At 45.1% G+C, this 19436-nt stretch carries 15 protein-coding genes; 10 read left to right on the forward strand and 5 right to left on the reverse strand.

Translation table 11 applies throughout. The features are described 5' to 3' along the window. The first annotated feature begins 14 nt into the window (after positions 1-14). Positions 15-1505, forward strand: a complete 1491-nt coding sequence (tcuA, locus tag P855_RS0112830) for an FAD-dependent tricarballylate dehydrogenase TcuA (protein ID WP_028783947.1) — start codon at positions 15-17, stop codon at positions 1503-1505. Positions 1506-1571: 66 nt separating this feature from the next. After that, entirely contained in the window at positions 1572-2951 is a 1380-nt protein-coding gene (locus tag P855_RS0112835; RefSeq protein ID WP_037986046.1) for an SLC13 family permease, read from the forward strand. 79 nt (positions 2952-3030) lie between these two features. Here P855_RS0112835 and P855_RS0112840 read toward each other — a convergent pair whose 3' ends face one another. From P855_RS0112840 to P855_RS0112850, 3 genes are all read right to left on the reverse strand, one after another. After that, complete coding sequence (locus P855_RS0112840; protein WP_028783949.1) at positions 3031-4386, reverse strand: GntP family permease; 1356 nt, start codon at positions 4384-4386, stop codon at positions 3031-3033. Positions 4387-4401: 15 nt separating this feature from the next. Then, on the reverse strand, positions 4402-5538 hold the full coding sequence (locus tag P855_RS0112845; protein WP_028783950.1) for a glycerate kinase: 1137 nt from the start codon (positions 5536-5538) through the stop codon (positions 4402-4404). A gap of 122 nt (positions 5539-5660) precedes the next feature. After that, positions 5661-6746, reverse strand: a complete 1086-nt coding sequence (locus P855_RS0112850; RefSeq protein ID WP_028783951.1) for a CdaR family transcriptional regulator — start codon at positions 6744-6746, stop codon at positions 5661-5663. Between the two features lie 224 nt (positions 6747-6970). Between P855_RS0112850 and P855_RS0112860 the strand changes: the two genes are divergently transcribed. The 6 genes from P855_RS0112860 (at position 6971) to P855_RS0112885 (ending at position 14623) form a co-directional block, all read left to right on the forward strand. Then, positions 6971-8386: a sigma-54 interaction domain-containing protein gene (locus tag P855_RS0112860; protein WP_051353212.1), complete on the forward strand. Its 1416-nt coding sequence runs from the start codon at positions 6971-6973 to the stop codon at positions 8384-8386. 164 nt (positions 8387-8550) lie between these two features. Next, positions 8551-10134, forward strand: coding sequence for a class I adenylate-forming enzyme family protein (locus P855_RS0112865; protein ID WP_028783953.1), 1584 nt, complete (start codon positions 8551-8553; stop codon positions 10132-10134). Between the two features lie 15 nt (positions 10135-10149). After that, positions 10150-10905, forward strand: coding sequence for an SDR family NAD(P)-dependent oxidoreductase (locus tag P855_RS0112870; RefSeq protein WP_028783954.1), 756 nt, complete (start codon positions 10150-10152; stop codon positions 10903-10905). 16 nt (positions 10906-10921) lie between these two features. Continuing rightward, on the forward strand, positions 10922-12310 hold the full coding sequence (locus P855_RS0112875) for a short-chain fatty acid transporter (RefSeq protein WP_051353213.1): 1389 nt from the start codon (positions 10922-10924) through the stop codon (positions 12308-12310). A 39-nt stretch (positions 12311-12349) separates the two neighbouring features. Further along, positions 12350-13393 (forward strand): phosphotransferase family protein, encoded by a 1044-nt coding sequence (locus P855_RS0112880; protein WP_028783956.1) that lies wholly within the window; start codon positions 12350-12352, stop codon positions 13391-13393. A 24-nt stretch (positions 13394-13417) separates the two neighbouring features. Then, a complete protein-coding gene (locus P855_RS0112885) occupies positions 13418-14623 on the forward strand; it encodes an acyl-CoA dehydrogenase family protein (protein WP_028783957.1) in 1206 nt (401 codons plus the stop codon). Positions 14624-14869: 246 nt separating this feature from the next. Here P855_RS0112885 and P855_RS0112890 read toward each other — a convergent pair whose 3' ends face one another. Beyond that, positions 14870-15154: a hypothetical protein gene (locus P855_RS0112890; RefSeq protein ID WP_028783958.1), complete on the reverse strand. Its 285-nt coding sequence runs from the start codon at positions 15152-15154 to the stop codon at positions 14870-14872. Positions 15155-15536: 382 nt separating this feature from the next. After that, positions 15537-16472 carry a LysR family transcriptional regulator gene (locus tag P855_RS0112900; RefSeq protein ID WP_028783959.1) on the reverse strand — a complete coding sequence of 312 codons (936 nt, stop codon included), beginning with the start codon at positions 16470-16472 and terminating at the stop codon, positions 15537-15539. Between the two features lie 231 nt (positions 16473-16703). Here P855_RS0112900 and P855_RS0112905 point away from each other — a divergent pair, with 231 nt between their 5' ends. Together P855_RS0112905 and P855_RS0112910 are read left to right on the forward strand one after the other, a co-directional pair. After that, positions 16704-17885 (forward strand): M20 metallopeptidase family protein, encoded by a 1182-nt coding sequence (locus P855_RS0112905; protein WP_028783960.1) that lies wholly within the window; start codon positions 16704-16706, stop codon positions 17883-17885. 29 nt (positions 17886-17914) lie between these two features. Then, complete coding sequence (locus P855_RS0112910) at positions 17915-19117, forward strand: hypothetical protein (protein WP_028783961.1); 1203 nt, start codon at positions 17915-17917, stop codon at positions 19115-19117. Positions 19118-19436 lie beyond the last annotated feature (319 nt).

Raw genomic sequence — 19436 nt, forward strand, 5'->3', positions numbered from 1 at the left:
GAGGAGAAAGTAACATGGAAAAATATGATTTAGTCGTAGTCGGCGCTGGAAATGCCGCCTTGTGTGCAGCCATTTCCGCACAAGAAAACGGAGCGAATGTCCTCGTACTGGAAAAAGCTCCTGAACAAAAACGCGGCGGTAATTCCTATTTCACCGATGGAGCGATCCGATTCGCCTATAACGATTTAAGCGACATCAGAAAACTGATACCGGAACTCTCTGATGGAGAAGCAGATAACATCGTCATGCCGGAATACAGCACGGATGATTACTACAATGACCTGCAGCGGGTGACAGGTGGCAAAAGTACTCCTGAGCTGGCCAGCCATCTTGTCAACAATTCCTATGACACGATTGCCTGGATGAAAGAACAAGGCGTCGAATTCGAGCTGAACTACAGCAATCAGTCATTTGAAAAAGACGGAAAGTTCCAGTTCTGGGGAGGCCTGCCCGTCAAGACGAAAAACATCGGCATGGGGCTGATGAGCACCTTGTTCAACCGAGCGAAAGAACTTGGAGTCGATATCTGGTACGGATCCGAGGCCATGGCATTGAAAACCGATAAGAATCGCATTTCTTCTATTATAGTAAAAAAAGGCAGTGAAGAAATTGAAGTTGCCACCACTTCTGTTGTGCTTGCCTGCGGAAGTTTCGAGGCCAACAGGAAAATGCGTGCGGCACAAATTGGAGAAGAATGGGAAGCAGCCATTGTCCGCGGCACCGAATACAATACCGGCGACGGACTTTCCATGGCTCTTTCAGTCGGGGCACAGAAACACGGCGAATGGGCAGGCTGTCACGCGATCGGAACAGATGCGAACGCACCCAAAACCGGAGACTTCAACAAGCCCGGTGACATTTTCAAAAAACACTCCTACCCGCTCAGTATCATGCTCAACAAAGATGGTAAACGATTTGTGGACGAAGGTGCGGACTTCCGGAACTATACGTATGCGAAGTATGGAAAGGAAATCCTGAAACAGCCAGGCCATATCGCTTACCAAATCTATGACGAGCAGGTAAGACCGATGCTCCGGAAGGAATATAATCTCGAAGAAGCTACTTATTATAAAGCCGACACACTGGAAGACCTGGCAGACAGGCTGGACGTAAACACTTCCGCTTTTTTGGAAACCATCCAGGAATATAACGAAGCAGTCCAGGATGGATATTATAACCCTACCGTAAAAGACGGCAAAGGAACGGAAGGCATTACACCACCGAAATCGAACTGGGCGCTCCGCATCGAACAGGGACCATTTTACGCTTTTCCTGTCACTTGCGGCATCACCTTCTCCTTCGGGGGCGTGCGTGTCAATACCAATGCAGAGGTACTGAATGAAAACGACGAGCCGATCCACGGCTTGTTCGCCGCCGGGGAAATGGTCGGAGGTATTTTCTACGAAAACTACCCTGGCGGTTCAGGGCTCATGTCCGGCGCCGTCTTCGGAAAAACAGCTGGTACGTCTGCCGCAAACTATGTAACCAAAAGTGTCACATCTTAATTTGTTCAAGCCACCTACATCGTGCAGGTGGCTTGTCTCATTCTTTTGCCATTAGGAGACATCGCTATGGAGAAACGAAAAATACTGCTATTACTATCGCTGGCCATTTATATCATCTTCTTTTTTCCATTATTCGACTGGGATATCAAAGTGAAAGCGATAGCTGCCTTATTCTTCATACAAATATTATGGATCGGAAGAGTATTCACCCTTGCTTTCAGCTCGTTATTGTTCATCCTGGTGCTCTCATTCCATTTTTTCAGCTATGAAGAAACACTCGGCTATCTCGGAGAGGAAGTCGTCTGGCTGTTATTCGCCACCTATATTATTTCCAACGCCTTTATCAAAACAGGACTCGCCAGCCGCTTGTCCCTAAATCTGTTAAAACTCTCGAAGGGTTCAGGGAAAGCTCTCATCCTGATATCTTTTATCCTGATGCTGGTGTTATCTGTGCTGGTGCCATCCAATATCGGAAAGGGGAATCTTGTATCGTCCGTCCTGGACAGGCTCTTAAAAAGTCTGCGGGAAATCAATGATGTCACCAATCTGGGAAAATCCCTGTTCATCGGCATCAGCTACTTAAGTGCCATTTCCGGAGCTTTTGTTGCCACAGGGGCAAGCAACACCATTTATACATTCGGGATATTCACAAACATCTACCCGGACTTAAACTATTTGACCTGGCTCATCTACTTCGCCCCGCCGATTCTGCTGTTCATATTTATTCTATGGCTGATCATGATGAGCTATTTTCCACCGGAAAATGTCGATCAGGGTCACCTGGTAGGGTTACTGGAAGAACGCTTGAACGAGTTAGGAAACATCAACCTGGCTGAAAAGAAAGTCATTGCCATCATGGGGGTTACCCTCCTATTATGGGCGACACAAAGCATACACGGGTTCTCCATCCCGCTCGTCGGTCTGTTAGGAGCCGTGCTCACCATGCTCCCCGGTATTGGCGTATGGGAATGGAAAGAAGCGAGAGAATCGATCAACTGGGATATGATGCTGTTTTTCGCCAGCACCCTGATGGTATCCGGCATGCTTATTAAAACCGGCACGGTCGAGTGGCTTGCAAAAGTCATCGTCGAAACCACTGCCTCCCAGTCTGCTATTTTAGTAGTGATCATCTTGATATTGTGTACCCTGATCGTGCGCATTGTCTTTGTGAACGTGCTTGGATTTCTAACCATCATGATCCCGCTGTCTATCAATATCGGAGAAAACCTGGCCGGCTTCTCTCCGCTGATGGTAGCCATGGCTGTCTTTTTAACAGGAGTACCCGGCTTCTATTTGATCACCCAATCTCCTGTTCACCTGATCAGTTATTCGTTCGGTTATTTTAGTGACAAGGACCTTTTGAAGGTGGGCCTTCCCACTTCCCTGGTATGGGTCGGGGTCATCAGCGTTTCACTGCTATTCTTCTGGAGAATCGTGTTAGGTTAATGGTTAACACCCCAGGTCCTCCAGGAAATGGAAAACACACCCCAGAGCCCTCCAAAATCTGGAGGACCCGGGGTGTGTATTAAACAAAAATCAACCACAGAACGAAGGTTACCAGGATCGCTACGATCCCCTGGATCAACGTACCTGCTGTCTGCGCTTTATAAGCTTGTGTAACCGACATGCCGCTGAACTCTTTCACTACCCAGAAGTAGCTGTCATTCACGTGGGATACGACCATCGCACCTGCTCCGACAGACATGACTACCAGCGCAAGCGGCAAGGCGCCTTCGATTCCCATTTGCCCCAGTAACGGTGCTACCAAGGTAGATGTGATGACGAGTGCTGCCGTGGATGAACCTTGTGCTGTTTTCAATGCAGCAGCAATCAGGAATGGAATGAATACGAACATGGCACCAGCGAACACATCATTGGAGGCGAACCCTTTGATGAATTCGGCAACTGGTGTCGCTTTAATGACAGACCCGAATGCGCCACCTGCACCGGTGATCAGCAGGATAGGAGCCGCTTCCTTGATTCCGATGCCTACCCACTGCGTCAATGTTTCTTCGTCATACTTCGGCAGAAGCCCGAATGCGAATAAAACACCGATCAGCAAAGCAACGACTGGTGCACCAAGGAATAGGAAGATATCAAACAATGTTCCTTCCCATCCGGCAAAAGTGATTACCGAACTGAAACCGATCAACAGAATCGGCACAAGGATTGGTGCAAATGATTTGAATGTCGATGGCATCTCACCGAATTCTTTTACAATCGTATCGTAATCGAAGGAATGGTCATCTTCTCCTTCGATATGTATTTTTGTACCTGCTTTAAGCGCCCACAGATAACCGGCGATGATTACCGGGATAGCAACGATGAAACCGACCAGGATGACGGTTCCCAGATAGTTTTCCGCTCCGATGTTACCTGCCGCTGCAATCGGACCCGGTGTCGGTGGTACCAGTGTATGTGTCGCGAACAAACCGGTCGACAATGCGATTGCCATGGAAGCGACGGTAACCTTCGCTCTGCGCGCAAGCGCTTTCTTCAACGACGATAAAATGACGTAACCGGAGTCACAAAATACCGGAATACTGACAATACTTCCGATGACACTCATAGCAAGCTGGGGACGTTTTTCCCCGACGATACGCAAAACGACTTCCGCCATGCGCAAGGCCGCTCCTGATTTTTCTAAAATGACTCCGATGATCGTACCGAACACGATGACCAGCCCGATGCCGCCCATCAGTCCTCCAAATCCTCCATTGACAGCTTCGACAACTTCCGATAATGGAAGTCCCGCCACAATTCCGATTCCGAATGCAGCGATCAATAATGATAGAAATGGATGAAGCTTGAATTTAGCTGTTGCAAAAATAACGAATAATACCCCTAATGTTATGACTAAAATAAGACCGATACCTTCCACTCGATCACTCCTCTCTTAAATTTCCAATCTGGATGACGTTTCAATCAAATGGATGATCTGTTTCGTAGCATCGTATAAAAGCGTTTCCGCATGTGTGATACAGTCCTCAAGACTCATCGGTCCTGGAATGATAGAAAAACATCCGGCAAAAAGTCGATTGAGTTCTTCTACGTTTCCACCAATACTGCCAGAAATCAGTACGGCTGGCACGCCATGGTTCCGGGCAAGCTCGGCGACATATCCAGGAGCTTTCCCGTATAATGTCTGTTCATCGCTCTGTCCTTCTCCTGTAAAAACAAGATCAGCATCTGTGAGGCTTTCTTCCAACCCGATCGCTTCGGCAATCAGTTTTGCGCCTGACACCAGTTCCGCGCCAATAGTCAGTAAGGCGAATCCCAGGCCGCCAGCAGCTCCGGCACCTTCCACTTCCATATGGTTTTCACCGGTTTCCGCTTCAATCAGCTTTCCATAACGTTCCATAGCGGCATCATAGTGTTCTACCTGCTGCTCGGTTGCACCTTTTTGCGGACCGTATACCGCTGAGGCTCCGCGTGGACCAGTCAGTGGATTATCAACATCACAGGCTACTTTGATCTCGATATTTTTCAAGCGCTCATCAAGGTTTTTGAAGTCGAGTGCAGCTACTTCCAGCAGGGATGCGCCTTTGGCAGGAAGTTCGCTGCCTTCTTCATCAAAAGCTTTTAACCCCAGCGCCTGAAGCATGCCAATACCTCCATCATTGGTCGAACTCCCGCCTAAACCGACCAGAATCTCCGTGAATCCTTCATCGATGGCATCTTTGATCGCCTCTCCAATCCCGTAGGAAGTGGTAAGATCGGGGTTCCTTTTTTCTTCCGGTACCAGCGTCAAACCGGCAATGGTTGCCGCTTCGATGACAGCGATTTCATTTTTGAGCGCGGCATACCAGCCGGACTGTCTTTCCCCTAATGGACCTGTGCAATCGAGAACCTTCTTCTCCCCGTCAGTGGCAGCCAGAAGCGCATCAAGTGTTCCCTCTCCACCGTCAGCCATAGGCTTTGTAACTGTGTCAAAGGCTGGGTTGGCTGACAGAATCGCGCGTTGCATGGTTTCTGCTGCCTGCCGGGAGGTCAAACTCCCTTTGAATGAATCTGGTGCAATAACGATTTTCATAAGCTACTCCTTCCAAGCGTCACTACCTTTATTCAACCGAAAAAACAGGACACATACAATCAGCCTATTCGACAAAATTTTCAGACTTTTCAACTGTGTAATTTGTGCAAGTGCACAATTGTTCACGTTTCGATTCGTTGAAGGATCATATATAATAAGCTGGCATCTTTGAATAGTTGCGGGTTCAGTCCTACTTTTTCTGTGATCTGCCCAAGCCTATAGTTCAGTGTATTCCGATGGATATGCAAAGATTCAGCCGTTTCTTTCACTTTAAAATTGTTTTCTAAAAACTGTTTCAGCGTCTGTATATACGGTGTGCCTAACGCCTGCAATTTTTGTTGATACAGGGAAGCTATAGAATCGTACTTCTCATCAGGAATAGCATCCACCATTCGCTCTAACTCCCAGTCGGAACTTAACGTTACGGTCGTCGCCAGGTCGGAAAATTGCAGTGCCTGCTTCGCTTGAAAATAAGATTTACGCAGCCCGTTGATGCCGCTTCCGATCTCACCTATTCCAACCCTCGTCTTACCGCCAATCCGCTGAACCAGTTTCTCAGCAAACGTAACAGGGGCCTGTTCTGCAGCTGAGAGAGCAACGACATATTCCTTTTCACGATATTGAATGGTAAAAAGCGGCTGTAAAGCCAGCTGATCAACAACCACTTTTATTTGATCGTTCTTTTCAGCTAGTCTATCGGAATAAACCAAAAACACCCTCCACTCCCCCGTTACATTCGTGTCGAGTGTATAGCGTGCTTCCTGTGTCAAAAATTCTTCGTTGATACCTGCCGGGTGCAACAATTGCTGCAGCCAATTCTCCCACTGGCGTTCTTTATAAAAAGTCTGGCGCTGGATATAAATCTGTTCCAAAGCTATTTCAACCGAAGCCTTCGTCATTCCGGCAGCCTGCATGATGGCTTCCGGATCACCGGTAAGTCCGACGACACCAGCAAGCTCATCACGATGCCGGATCGGGAGGTTCACCCCTTTTTTCGCACCGGGAAATTCATTGATATTCTCATCACCGATAATCAAATCCTGTTGATGTTGCATCACATAAATAGCGCCTTGATGAACCTGCCTGACACGGGAAGAATCAGAACTTGCGACAATCCTGCCTTCCGGGTCCATCAGATTCATCGGAACATGTATATAAGGTGCCAGACGCTGAATGATTTCATTGCCGAGATCCTCTGTAATCTTCATATGAATGCCTCCTCCTGTGCTCTGCCTATTTTACCATAACAACACCCCGGGTCCTCCAGATTTTGGAGGGCTCCGGGGTGTGGGAATCTTCACCCCAGGTCCTCCAGAATTTGGATTTCCAGGAGGGTTTTGACTTAATGGCTTTTCTACTGAATAATAGAAACAACATGAATAATTCAGCAGACCTGCCTCGTTAATCCTCATGGTCTGTCAGGAGGGGAACTATGCGTCAATCTGGTAATTCTACGAACAAATCAGCAATCCAACCTGTTCCTCAGGAACTTCAGCTCTTGGACTCTATCATTCAATCAAGCTATGATGGTATTTTCGTTGCCGATGCCAACGGAATTGGCTGGACTATGAATGAAGCCTACACTCGAATTACCGGTGTTTCTAAAGATAAACTTTTATATCGGGATTTAAAAGATGCGATCCAGGATGGAATCATTTCCGATTCGGTTACCTATAAAGTTTTAGAAGAAAAGAAAGCGATTACAATCATTCAAACGGTAAACGGGACTGAAGTCCTCGCTACCGGCAGTCCTGTCCTTGATGACCAGGGTAACATCACCCATGTCGTTACCAACATCAGAGATTTGCGCGACTTGAATTATCTAAAATCAGAAATATATTCTTCCCGCATTTTTTCTGACAGCTTGATGAGAGAGTTGGAGCAGCGTAACGAAAGTGAGATTGCTAAACCAGTTTTCAGGGGAGTCATTGCCCATAGCCAGGAGCTCAGGAAGCAGCTCAAAATAGCGAAGAAAGTGGCAAAAGTTGATTCCCTTGTATTACTGACCGGGGAATCCGGAGCCGGGAAAGAAGCGTTTGCGGATTTCATTTATGAACATAGCCAGCGTAAAGGACAGCCCTACCTGAAAGTGAACTGTGCTGCTATCCCATCATCCCTACTGGAAGCAGAATTGTTCGGTTATGAGAAAGGGGCGTTTACCGGTGCCATCACGACAGGAAAAGTCGGTTTGTTTGAAAAAGCAAATGGAGGAACCATCCTGCTGGATGAAATCGGGGAGATACCGAAAGAGTTTCAAGTGAAGCTTCTCCGTGTCCTGCAGGAATTAGAAATCAAGCGTGTCGGAGGAACTCATCAGATTCCGCTTAACATAAGAGTCATCGCAGCCACTAACCGCAACTTAGAAGAACTGGTTAACAACGGGGAGTTTCGGGAAGACCTTTATTATCGATTAAATGTGATTCCCATCCACATCCCCCCGCTCAGAAAACGGACAGCAGACATCATTCCTCTAGCTAACTATTTTCTTGAAAAATTAAATGAAAAACTTGACTCAAACCTTTCGCTTCACCCGGAAACGCTGCCAGTACTTGAAAACTATAGCTGGCCTGGAAACATTCGCGAATTAGAAAATGTGCTGGAACGGGCTGCTATTCTCAGTGAGGAAGAACACATTATGCCATCAGATTTGTCGCTCCGCCCTACACGCTCTCAGAAAAACAACTTAAAAGAGCTGGTGAATCGATATGAAGCAGAACTTATCCAGGAGGCGATCGAAAAACATAAAACTACTAGAAAAGCTGCTGCATCGCTCGGCATCAGTCAATCCGCTTTAGTGAAAAAGATGCAGAAGTTCCAACTCACCTCCAAGGAATATATCCATGAGTAAGGGGCCATCTAAGGGCCTCTTTTTTGATTCGTTTCAGAATCAAAAGATTACATATAGAATCAAAATATACCGTGCTTTTTCTAAAAATACTGAATATTCCTCATTTTTAAGGTTGGCACGATACTTGCATTAGTTATAGTGAAAACCTTTAAGGAGGGGAATGCATGAATAGAGAAACCATTCATGGCCGGGAAGTATACGTCTTCGATGATAGACCATCCACCATCATGGAAGCTTTCGAGAAGACCGTACGAAACTACCCCGAGCGCGAAGCCATTGTTTGGAACGACCAAAGGATCACTTATTTAGAATTGCAAAAACAAGTCCATCAACTTGCATCCTGGATGACAGACCATGGATCTTTGAAGAAAAACGACCGTGTTGCCCTGTTACTCGGCAACCGTCCCGAATTCATACAGATGTTCCTTGCCTGTGCTTATTTGGGAGTCATCGTTGTTCCTTTGAACGTTCGCTCCTCTAAGAAAGAGCTTCTGAATATGATCGAAAAAGCTGGCGCCAGCATGCTATGCGCAGAAGCTGATTATGCGGAAGTAGTAGAGGATTGGCAAGCCTTGCATCCAACATACCACGTGATCATGACAGACGCTGTAACATTGAATGAACCCTACACGCAGTTTGACCATGTATTCAAAACGACGTCGTCGAAAACAGATTATCCATACATCACGGAGGAAGATCCGCTCTACATCATGTTCACCTCCGGTACCACAGGCGAACCAAAAGGAGCGGTCGGAAGCCATGTCAATGTAATTCATAGTGTACTCAACTACAGTCAGGTGTTCCAGGCGACAGAACCAATACGTACATTAATCGCTGTCCCGTTATTCCATGTGACCGGACTGGTCGGCCAGATGTTCTATATGATTATCCGTGGCGGAACCAATGTTTTAATGAAACGATATCAGACAGGACCCTACCTTGACCTGATTGAAAGGGAAAAAATCACGTTTCTGTTCAATGTACCAACGATTTATATCATGATGATGAGCCATGAGCAGTTTACCAGCTACGATTTAAGTTCAATTGAAATCATGGCTTTCGGCGGTGCGCCCATGTCACCGGAAACAATATCCGCTTTAATGAAAGCGCTTCCTAAAAGCAGGCTTCATAATGCTTATGGTGCAACAGAAACGACCTCTCCTGCTGCCATCATGCCTAAAGACTATCCACTTGATAAAACGGCTTCGGTAGGAAAAGTGGTCCCGACAGGAGAGTTTAAAATGGTCGATGAAACGGGAGAAGAACTTCCAGCCGGGGAAATCGGCGAGCTGTACATCAAAGGCCCGATGATTGTTCAGGAATACTGGCAAAATCAAGAAGCGGTTCAGCGTTCCTTTGACAAGGGTTACTGGAAATCCGGCGACATGGCTATGATTGATGAGGATGGATTCCTTTACATCATGGATCGTAAAAAAGACATCATCAATCGCGGCGGTGAAAAAGTATTCTCTGCAGAAGTGGAAAATATCCTTTATGGCCACCCGGATGTACTGGAAGCAGCCATCATTGGTGTTCCGGATGACATTTTTGGTGAAGAAGTGAAAGCGTACATTGTACCGAAAGAAGGCAAACATCCTTCCCCATCAGCAATCCAGACCTATATGAAGGATCACGTAGCAGATTATAAAGTACCAAAAAAGATAGAAATCATCGATTTTCTTCCACGGAATCCAGGAGGAAAAATTTTAAAAACCAAACTGATGCAGCTTGAAAAACAATCGCAATAGAGAGGAGTTTACCACATGTTTCGATTAGATGGAAAAGTAGCCATGATTACCGGAGGCAGCAAAGGAATTGGACTGGGGATTGCCCATACGCTGGGAAAAATGGGTGCCAAAGTAGCGATAGCAAGCCGTGGCCTGGAGGATTTAGAAAAGGCGAAAAAGTCACTCGCAGAAGCTGACATTGAAGTATTGGCGACACAAGTAGACGTAACGTCCAAGAAAAGCGTAGACGACTGGCTGAATGAAGTGATTGAAACATTTGGCGAGGTGCACATTTTAATCAATAACGCCGGCACAAACATACGAAAGCCCTTGGTCGAAGTTGAGGAGTCCGACTGGGAACGCGTACTCGATACGAACCTGAAAGGGGTATTTCTTGCCGGGCAGGCGGCAGCAAAACAAATGATTGCACAGCAAACAGGCGGGAAAATCGTTAATATTTCCTCTATCTTCGGAGGTGTTGGCAGCAGCTTTCAAACAAGTTATGCGGCCAGTAAAGGCGGAATCAACCAATTGACCAAAGTGTGGGCAAGCGAACTTGCCGAGCACGGGATCAACGTCAATGGCCTGGCCCCAGGGTATATCAAAACCCCTATGACCGAAGGATGGCTGAATGATGAAGAACGTTACCAGGGAATCGTCGATCAGACCATGTTAAAACGCGTCGGAGACCTGGAAGATTTAGCAGGACCGCTTGCGCTGTTAGCTTCCGATGGATCCAATTATATGACCGGGCAGACGATTTACGTTGATGGAGGATGGACCGCAAAATAATAAAGGAGGAAATCCTATGGAAGAATCCGCGAAGAAAGTTGAGTTACAGAATCCTCAGGAAAGAGTATCGAATAACCCTATTTCCATGCTGGCCATGTTTTTTGCGAAAGTCGCCGAAAAATGGCTTCCTGATGCGTTCGTGTTTGCAGTAATCCTGACTTTGATTGCATTTGGAAGTGGCATCGTCTTAACGGAAAGCTCCCCGCTCGACATGGTTGTATATTGGGGAGATGGATTCTGGAGTCTGCTTACATTCACAGCCCAAATCATTACTACGTTTGTCATGAGTTATGCGCTCGCTTTGACGAAACCGGTATCTAAATTATTAGAAAAGACAGCCAGCAGGTGTACCACACCAAAATCCGCCATACTCGTCGTCACGTTCAGTTCGTTGATCGCTTCGCTGATCAGCTGGGCGCTTGGCCTGGTTGTGGCTGGAATTATGGCACGTCTCGTTGGAAAAAAAGTTCCGGAAGTCGATTACCGCGTACTGGTAGCTGCCGGTTACTCCGGGTTTGTTATCTGGGAAGGCGGATTATCTTCCTCTCCATCCTTATTTGTCGCAACGGAAGGACACAACTTTCAGGACTTGGTAGGCATCATCCCTACTTCTGACACGCTTTTTTCAGTAATGAATATCGTACTCGTTCTGCTTATCTTTTTTACCCTTCCATTCGTCATGTACCTGATTCACCCAAAACGACCGGAAGACCGGATGCAGGTCGATCCATCTATCATAAAAGAAACCAACATCTCGCATGACCAGATCAAAGCAGAAAAATTGAACCCTAACGAAAAAATGGATAACAGCCGCCTAATCGTCCTGGCTGGTGGTGTACTCGGTCTGCTCTACTTAGGCTATCAATTTTACCTGAACGGATTTTCACTTGATTTGAACATCGTCAACATGATGTTCCTGACGGCCGCTCTCCTTTTATACGGCAACGTCAAAGAATTGGGAAATGGCATCAAATCAGCATCAGGAAGCGTCGGGCAATTCGCCCTGCAGTACCCTTTTTATGCTGGAATCATGGGGATGCTCAGTGCTTCGGGCTTAGCTGTCTGGTTATCGACGAATATTGCCAGTGTTGCTAATGCAGACACACTGCCTTTCTTCTCCTTTTTATCCGCAGGTCTATTGAACATGTTCATCCCATCCGGCGGCGGTCAATGGGCCGTCCAGGCGCCAATCATGCTGCCTACTGCTGTAGAAATGGGCGTCAATCCAGCCAAAATCGTAACCGCAGTAGCCTGGGGAGATGCTTGGACCAACATGATTCAGCCGTTCTGGGCGATTCCGATGCTTGCGATCGCTGGTCTTCGCATTCGAGACATGATGGGCTTTGCGACCATCACCTTACTCTACACTGGGACCATCATGACCATTGTCTTATTAGTTTTTTAACAAAAAGAAAGCGCTATCATTTTGGAAGGAGTGAATCATTTGGCTGAATTAACGAAACAGGATCGAGAGGAAATCAACTGGCAAGGCATCGAAGGTTTATTAAAGAACCGCTTTCCGAGCCTCGAAGGCAGGATGCGGGTAGAGCGGTTTTCTGCCGGATACTCCAATTTGACGTACAAAATCAGGTTTGACAATTGGAAAGCGGTCCTGCGCCGTCCGCCATTCGGAGAAATTCCACCGAAAGCTCATGATATGGAAAGGGAATATAAACTGTTGGAGAAAATCCACCCCGTCTTCCCGCTTGCGCCGGAACCTTATCTTTATAGCAAAGATACCAGTCTCATGGATAAGCATTTTTACCTGATGGAAATAAAAGAAGGTCATGTGATCGATGAAGAGATCCCCCCTTCCTATGAGAACATTTTGAACATTAGACAGACAATCTCAGAATCGGTGATCGACTCGCTTGTCGAACTTCACTCTATCAATCTAGCAAACAAAAATTTGCTATCCCTTGGCAAACCTGAAGGATTTTTAGAGCGGCAGGTCAATGGGTGGATTAAACGTTATAACCGTTCCAAAACAGACGACATCGAAGGAGTGCCAGAGTTGGAAGAATGGCTGTTAAACAATATCCCTTCCTCCCCGCCTCCGACGATTGTCCATAACGATTTCAAGCTGAACAATATGATGTTTTCTTTACAAAACCCGGGGGAGGTTACAGGGGTGTTCGACTGGGAGCTATGCACGATCGGTGATCCACTCACCGATTTAGGGGCGACCCTCGCTTACTGGACAGAACCGGGTGACCCTGAAACAGGGTTAACTTCCATCACTCGGGAAAGAGGGTTTTATTCACGCAGAGAAATGCTGGACTTATATGAGAAAAAAAGCGGAAGAGATTTGTCCGCGATCGACTTTTACCTTGCCTATTCATTTTATAAGAATGCAGCTATCCTCCAGCAAATCTATTATCGCTGGAAAAATGGCAGCATCCAGGATGACCGCTTCTCCGACCTTAATGTCGGGATAGCAAATTTAATGAAAAAGTCAGAAGAAGCGCGCAACAAAATGCTTGTCTAAACTGATAAATGGAGTTGAAATAATATGATAATAACCACTTCTAACCGTACAGAAGAATTACAAAAGAAACTTGTCGCCTTTATGGATGATTATATTTATCCAAATGAAAAATTGTATGAACAGCAGTTGAATGAAGCAGACTCCCGTTGGGTGATTCCGCCTATTGTAGAGGAATTGAAAGAAAAAGCGAAAGAACAGGGGTTGTGGAATCTATTCAACCGTGAAGAAGGTTATGGTACCCAGCTATCAAACTATGAGTATGCCCACCTTTGCGAAATCATGGGCCGTTCATTGATTGCACCGGAAGTATTCAATTGTAATGCCCCGGATACCGGCAATATGGAAGTGCTGATGAAATACGGGACCAAGGAGCAGCAGGAACAATGGCTCCATCCACTTCTCGATGGAAAAATACGATCCTGCTTTACGATGACAGAGCCAGATGTCGCGTCATCGGATGCTACTAATATCCAGAGTCACATCGTCCGTGAAGGTGATGAATATATCATCAACGCAAAGAAATGGTGGTCCTCAGGAGCAATGGATCCCCGCTGTGAAATTGCTATCTTCATGGGAAAAACCGACCCGGAAGGCCCAAGGCATGAGCAGCAATCGATGATACTCGTACCTATGGACACCCCTGGGGTCGAAGTGAAGCGGCATCTTCCTGTATTCGGTTATGACCACGCCCCGCACGGCCATGCGGAAGTACACTTCAATAATGTCCGTGTCCCTGTCTCGAACCTGCTTTATGAAGAAGGAAAAGGGTTCGAAATCGCACAATCACGGCTCGGCCCTGGCAGGATTCACCATTGTATGCGCGCAATCGGAGCAGCCGAACGAGCACTGGAACTGATGTGCGAACGCGTCAACAGCCGAGAAACATTCGGGTCCCCACTGGCAGAAAAAGGGGTAGTTCGTGAATTTATTGCTGAATCCCGCTTAGAAATCGACCAGGCACGGCTGCTTACACTGCATGCTGCCAGGAAAATGGACGAAGAAGGGGCAAAAGCAGCAAGAAAAGAAATTGCCATGATTAAAATCGCTGCGCCAAGAGTTTCTCTGAATGTGATCGATCGGGCGATTCAAATGTTTGGCGGTGCAGGAGTCTCCGACGACTTCCCGCTCGCCGCCCACTGGGCAAACGCAAGGACGCTACGAATTGTAGACGGTCCCGACCAGGTCCACCTAAGAGACATCGGAAGACTGGAATTAAAAAATTACAAATAACAACAAACCACACCCCGGGTCCTCCAGATATTGGAGGGCTCCGGGGTACGTTACTTTACTAGTTCATCCTGTAAAGAACTTAAAGTTGAAATGTTAAGTAGAGAACGTTAGAGACCATATCAGTGATACTTAAAGGCACTACCGTTTTATGGTAGTGCCTTTAAGTCATTCATATAGTGGAAATACGGCTTAAAAACTTACAAACGTTCTGTCGCAACGCTTGTAAACTAAATACCAGCAAAGGTTTTATTTTCCGATAGTTTCTTTGTTTGTTCTTAACTCCATATGTTTTTCCCGGTTCCTTGGCAATGCTATCAGTTTCGTATACTTAGGGGATTTGTGCTGGTAATGTTGCAGAGCTGGCAGTATTTTGGACAGGTCCTTTCCCTCGATCCATGATTCAACAAACAATTCAAATGGAAGGCGTGGCTCTGGCAGGGTGCGGGGCTCTTCATCAGTAAGACCGTATGTATGATAAACGAAAACTTTCCCCAAATTCTCTAACTGTTCATCCGTCAGCAGTTTGTTCATATTCTCATTCCGCCTTTCCTTTTAGTTATTTGTTAGAAATTATACCCCGAACTCTCAATTTCAAACCTCTCAGTTTAAGCGTAAATTATTTGCCGGCGTCAGGTACACCCCGGGTCCTCCAGATTTTGGAGGGCTCCGGGGTGTCTTACAAACAAAAAGAAATTATCGCCACCCATAAAGTACACGGCAGTGGAACGGAAAAAGGGGGACAACACCATAGACACACCCCCCTTTGATGTTAAGCGAGCGTTTTCTTTTGACGATCTCAACTAATAGAATAGAGTTATCCAAAACAAATCAAGCTGTCGGGATATTCCCGACAGCTTGAAAACATTTCTATTAATATTATGAAGTTATTTAATATTTAAATACAAATCCACCTTTACCCAGCTGCTACAACTCCCTTATCACAATGAGCTAATAGCTCATGATATAATTCTTTAGCAATATTTTTAAAAATAGTATGGTTACCATAAGAAAGCTTTATCTCCATCGGGGATAATAAATCTCCTAATTCAACCACTTGTATTTTAGATGAATACAATTCAGTGATTACCGATTTCGGTAAAATGGTGAAACCATTATTCGAGGCAACATAGCTGCTCATTACACTCAGATCATCAACCAGCTGGAATTTTTCTACCCTTAACCTTTCAAATATTTCCTTATAGAAAGTTCTGTTATTTGCAAGAGCGGGGTTGTCAAAAAGTAAAAAAGGCTTATCTAAAGCCGCGACCTCATTAATATCACTAATAACCAATCCTTCCTCTTCTTTGGAACATAACAAAGTTAGTTCATCATACATAAGATTTTCTTCGACCAGGTTGGCTTCTCTTTCATTGCCATAATATATTCCGATATCAATACTTCCATAATGAAGCATTTCTTTTAAATTGTTTGTAGGACGAGTGATAAATTGAAATTTTTGCTGTGGAAAAATGCCAGATATCGCTCTCATAATTTCGTTAGTAAAAGCCGGGGCTAACCATGCGTTGATCCCGATGGTCAGATGTTCTTTTCTATCAGGTGAAACATTATTGAAATTTTCCAACCCATACCTTTCATATGAAGTAATGACAGTGGAAGCATTGTTTAGCTCATTCAATAATTTAATTGCATACGGCAAAAAGTAGTGCCCTTCGGGAGTCAGTGTGATTCCCTTCCAATTTCTATCTAAAAGGAGAAAACCAAGCTTTTCTTCTAATTTACGAATTCTCGTACTAAGTGTAGGCTGTGTAAGGTGTAAAGCATTTGCTGCTTGTGAAATACTTTGTTCACGGACAACGGCCAAAAAAGATTTTAATTCCTCTATCTCCATACAACTGCTCCCTTTTTCTCCCCAGTTTACAGTAAATTCTGACTTCAGGCAATTTTCTATTTCCTTCCTCTTATGTATAGAAACTTTTTATACCTTTTTTACCTGCTGTCACTGCTGGGAATGGCAAGGGTATAAAAATTTTCTATTATCTGTGATAACACTCTCGCTGGTATAGTGTTTCCAGCGTCGTTTTTCGAAAAATCAAACACTTTATAAGGAGGCATCTTAAGAATGAATAAAAATACCAATAAAAAAGAATTAATCAATGATGTAATAAATGATGTAGTGGAGTGGAGAAGGCATCTTCACCAATATCCTGAACTCTCTTTCGAGGAAGTAAATACTTCTCAGTTTGTCTTTGACAAATTGCAATCCTTTGGAGGAATGGAAATAGAACGTCCAACCAGAACGAGCGTGGTCGCCCGATTAAAAGGGAAGCACCCTGGAAAGGTGTTGGCTTTGCGTGCTGATATGGATGCACTCCCAATTCAGGAAGAAACAGAGACATCGTTCCCCTCGACAAAACCGGGGGTCATGCATGCCTGTGGCCATGATGGCCATACAGCTATGCTTCTGGGGGCCGCAAAAATACTTAGCAGTAAAAAAGATGAACTTTCCGGTGAAATCATATTTATTTTTCAACATGCAGAAGAGTTGCGCCCGGGGGGTGCAAAAGAATTAACCGAAAAAGGGGTCGTCGATGACGCAGACCACATCGTCGGGCTTCACCTCATGTCCACTTTGCAACAAGGTAAATTTGGGATCACATCAGGCCCTGTCACTTCCAATACTGATGAATTTGACTTGAAATTGATTGGCAAAGGAGGGCACTCTTCCCAGCCTGAACACTCTATTGACCCGATAGCCATCAGTGCACAAATTATCACCAACCTGCAACATATCGTCTCAAGAAACGTAGCACCTGCAGATAAATTAGTGATTTCTACCACGATGATTCATGGAGGTACTGCATCAAATGTGATTCCTGATTCTGTAAAACTCACCGGGTCTGTCCGTTCTTTTTCACCAGAAGTAAGAAATAAAGCAGTTCATTTAATTGAGCAGATCATCGACGGGGTTGCACGTGCTCATGGTGCGAGATATGAATATGATTATCATTACGGTTACAGTTCTGTGGTCAATGATGAACAAATTATTGGCTGGGTGGAAGAAACGATATCCCGTGAATTTGGCGATGATTATATTGAGTACTCCGAACCTTTTATGGGGGGCGAAGATTTTTCGGCTTATTTAGATAAAGCACCGGGAGCATTTGTAATAGTTGGTGCCAGAAATGAAGCTCAGGGCTTTGATTATCCCCACCATCACCCTAAATTCGGCATAGACGAAAGATCACTGGAAGATGGTTTACGTCTCCTTGTCCATTTATCAGATACAATTTTGAAAAAATAAATTCAACACAGAAGAAGGTGGTTATTACCATGGAACCCGTCCTGGCCACAATGCTACTATTGGCTGTTATCGCTTTTGGTGATGTGCTTTCAATCATTTCAAAAGCTAAAATACCTATGTTATTGGTCGCAATTGTATGTGCTTACATCCTGGTTCAGACAGAAATTATGCCTCTCGGAATAGTTGAGGCTTCGACTTTTACCATCGTTGGGGCTGTGTTACAGCCTCCCGTACTGGTCCATATGGGAACTATCATCCCTATGGATGTCCTGAAAAGTCAATATAAAGCTGTTTTGATTACGCTGATCGGTCTGACCTGCTCTGTTCTATTCGTCTTAATTGGAGGCAGTCTGATCTTTGATTATGGAACTGCTGTTTCAGGCGCCGGTCCATTAACCGGGGGCATTATTGCTACATTAATTACTTCAGAAGCGCTGAAAGAATCTGGCTTTACGGCACTAGCCAGTATTCCGGTCATTGTACTTGTTTTACAAGGAGTATTAGGGATGCCCCTAACTTCCATGTTCTTACGAAAACATAGTCAAAGGTTATTGAAAACGATGGATAGTTCCTATTATAATGCCGCAACATCTGCAGAGCAGTTGGCTGAATCAGCCGAACCTGAAAAAATGCTTTACGGCAAAGAACCAAGTAAGAAAAGATTATTAATACCAGAAAAATACCTGGAAAGTAATTTTATCATCCTTTTACTGATTTTTATCGGAGGAGCTATATCCGTATGGTTAGAAAATATAACAGGCATCAACTACAGCCTGTTCGGTTTGGCTATTGGGATAGCAGGAGCACTGATAGGTTTTTATCCTCAAAACGCTTTAGAAAAAGCTAACGGATTTGGGATAGCGATGCTGGGGATCATTGTGATTGTAATCGGAGCTTTCATTAAAACTCCCTGGGCTGACATCGTAAGTGTGCTCCCCGCTGCTGCATTCATCATCATTATCGGAACAACCGGTTTATTAATTGGAGGGTACGTTGGTTCCAAAATATTCAAATGGGATCCTTATAAAGGAATGGCTGTTGTTTTAACAGCATTATTCGGCTTTCCAGCAGATTACCTCATCACCAAGGAAGTCAGCCGCAGTATCGGAAGAAACAAGCAGGAAGAAGAAGCCATTTCAAACGAGACTCTTGCTCCTATGCTTATTGGCGGATTCACCTCAGTAACGGTAGGATCTGTGGTTATTGCAAGTATTCTGGTTTCGACACTATAAAAAAACCCATGATATAAAAGACCGAATGAGTAACAGAATTCATATGGAAATGCTTTTTAAAAAAGTGTATAAAAAAGGTGTTTTGCATGTATCGTGCAAGGCACCTTTTTCTATGGCAGAGAATCATTAATGACTCTTCAACTTTTAAATATGACAGGACTCTATTCCCCCCCCCCTCCTGGTGATAAGGACAGGCCTTAAACAGATGCGTTTATTAACAGTTTCTTCAATTCATATTTCTGAGGGTAATCAGGAGCTTCTCTACCTTCTACTAATCCAGCTACTAAATAATAATGATCCCTTACCATAAAGGCTTCCA

The sequence above is a fragment of the Thalassobacillus devorans MSP14 genome, assembly GCF_000496835.1.
Classification (GTDB): domain Bacteria; phylum Bacillota; class Bacilli; order Bacillales; family Halobacillaceae; genus Thalassobacillus; species Thalassobacillus devorans_B.

Coding starts and splice junctions, on each gene's coding strand:
- P855_RS0112905 (WP_028783960.1), top strand. CDS start 16,704: ATGAATAAAAATACCAATAAAAAAGAATTAATCAATGATGTAATAAAT.
- P855_RS0112870 (WP_028783954.1), top strand. CDS start 10,150: ATGTTTCGATTAGATGGAAAAGTAGCCATGATTACCGGAGGCAGCAAA.
- P855_RS0112890 (WP_028783958.1), bottom strand. CDS start 15,154: ATGAACAAACTGCTGACGGATGAACAGTTAGAGAATTTGGGGAAAGTT.
- P855_RS0112885 (WP_028783957.1), top strand. CDS start 13,418: ATGATAATAACCACTTCTAACCGTACAGAAGAATTACAAAAGAAACTT.
- P855_RS0112835 (WP_037986046.1), top strand. CDS start 1,572: ATGGAGAAACGAAAAATACTGCTATTACTATCGCTGGCCATTTATATC.
- tcuA (WP_028783947.1), top strand. CDS start 15: ATGGAAAAATATGATTTAGTCGTAGTCGGCGCTGGAAATGCCGCCTTG.
- P855_RS0112865 (WP_028783953.1), top strand. CDS start 8,551: ATGAATAGAGAAACCATTCATGGCCGGGAAGTATACGTCTTCGATGAT.
- P855_RS0112910 (WP_028783961.1), top strand. CDS start 17,915: ATGGAACCCGTCCTGGCCACAATGCTACTATTGGCTGTTATCGCTTTT.
- P855_RS0112845 (WP_028783950.1), bottom strand. CDS start 5,538: ATGAAAATCGTTATTGCACCAGATTCATTCAAAGGGAGTTTGACCTCC.
- P855_RS0112900 (WP_028783959.1), bottom strand. CDS start 16,472: ATGGAGATAGAGGAATTAAAATCTTTTTTGGCCGTTGTCCGTGAACAA.
- P855_RS0112860 (WP_051353212.1), top strand. CDS start 6,971: ATGCGTCAATCTGGTAATTCTACGAACAAATCAGCAATCCAACCTGTT.
- P855_RS0112850 (WP_028783951.1), bottom strand. CDS start 6,746: ATGAAGATTACAGAGGATCTCGGCAATGAAATCATTCAGCGTCTGGCA.
- P855_RS0112875 (WP_051353213.1), top strand. CDS start 10,922: ATGGAAGAATCCGCGAAGAAAGTTGAGTTACAGAATCCTCAGGAAAGA.